This window comes from Zavarzinella formosa DSM 19928 (assembly GCF_000255705.1).
Lineage (GTDB): Bacteria > Planctomycetota > Planctomycetia > Gemmatales > Gemmataceae > Zavarzinella > Zavarzinella formosa.
Genome location: NZ_AIAB01000538.1, coordinates 1 through 1,372 on the forward strand (window position 1 = coordinate 1; position 1,372 = coordinate 1,372).

General features: G+C 62.0%; 2 protein-coding genes. Both read right to left on the reverse strand.

Going from position 1 to position 1,372, the window contains the following annotated elements:
• Positions 1–71 precede the first annotated feature (71 nt).
• Entirely contained in the window at positions 72–491 is a 420-nt protein-coding gene (locus BGIM_RS0100545; RefSeq protein ID WP_020467894.1) for a carboxypeptidase-like regulatory domain-containing protein, read from the reverse strand.
• Positions 491–1,372: DUF1559 domain-containing protein (locus tag BGIM_RS0100550; RefSeq protein WP_020467895.1), on the reverse strand; the 882-nt coding region annotated here is incomplete at its 5' end. The genes BGIM_RS0100545 and BGIM_RS0100550, both read right to left, overlap by 1 nt.

The window sequence follows — 1,372 nt, forward strand, 5'->3', positions numbered from 1 at the left end:
GGCGGGGGCGTGAGAAGATATTTCTCACGCCCCCGCCGGCCTCTTGGTCGTCTCTTGGGTTTCCCGCCCCGTCACTCCATTTCAAACACAAACGAATCAGTTCCCCCCGACTTCACTGTGGCGGTCAGGCCGCTGGTTTTCAGGTCGCGGTACTTTTTGGGAATGTTGGGATACTCGGTCTTGGTGTTCATGTTCGGCGCCACGTATCCCAAGGCCGGTTTGTTGGGCCGGGGCGGGGTGATGGTCACCCCGTAAACGCCTGCGGGAAGGCCCTGGCCGCGGGCGACTTCAAACTCGAAGCGGCCATCAGCCCCGAGGTCGGCCACATAAGTCAATCCCTGGCGGTCGTCCGCAAAAGTGACGGTTCCTTCGATCACCGGTTCGCCCTTGTGTGTCACCCGACCGCCAGCCTTTCCGAGCGGCGGTTCGGAATTGCACGCCAGTCCGCAGAGACATGCCGCCAGAGTCATTGCGTTGAGGAAATTCTTCATCAATAGTCTCCGACCACCTGGCCGTCGTCACGATCCGCCAGGCGCCGCAGGACCAGCACATCGGTGGAGGATCGCACCGACCGCACCGATCCGTCGGCCAGCAAAACGTTGACGTTGCCCCCCGAGTGGGCCGATTGCAGCGGGCTGTTGCCGCCGCACTGGCCGCCGGTATTGGCGAGGGTGGAATCCTTGCTGATCGGATAACGCACGGTGGTCATGTTGAAGATTCGCGTCTCGCCGCTGGGAAAACCATTCGCAATCCCCATCGGGAACCCCGTGTTGCACGAACTGCGGCAGTCGGCCTTGGTGGTCCCGGACGAACAATAGTCGGACTGCTCGCCCACGACCATCGTGTTGGAGGTGCCGTCCGTGATCTCGGCGATGCCCACGCCCCGTTTCGGGATGATGACACCGCCGGACGAGACAATGCCCACGTCGTAAGGGGCGCCGGTGCTGGTGAAGGCGCTGGAATGGGTGGAACTGCCGCTGATGCCGGTGTAATCGGCCACGAACACTTTGGTGTTGGCCGTCAGGCTGATGAGGGCCGGGAACGGGCTGGAGGGGCATTTGCCCATTGTGAGAACGAAATTGTTCAACACCGCCCGGTTCACCGGGTTGTAGGCGCCGTCGTTTTCGGAGATCCAGCCCACCGAGGCGTAGGACGTGCCCGTGGAACTGCCGGTTTTGTCGAGCTTTGAGTAGACGTTATCCTGTTCCAGATAAGGCAGCGTGGGAATCCACCAGGCGAACCCGTAGTAGCCGCCGGCGCAGCCGATGCCGCCGGCCGGATAGGTGCTTTGGGAGTCATGGTGATTGTGGAGGGCGAGGCCGATCTGCTTGAGGTTGTTGGAACACTTCATCCGGTTGGCGGCCTCCCGGAT

Bases quoted from the DNA above. Each gene is read 5' to 3' on its own strand.
- BGIM_RS0100545 (WP_020467894.1), bottom strand. From the start codon at position 491: ATGAAGAATTTCCTCAACGCAATGACTCTGGCGGCATGTCTCTGCGGA.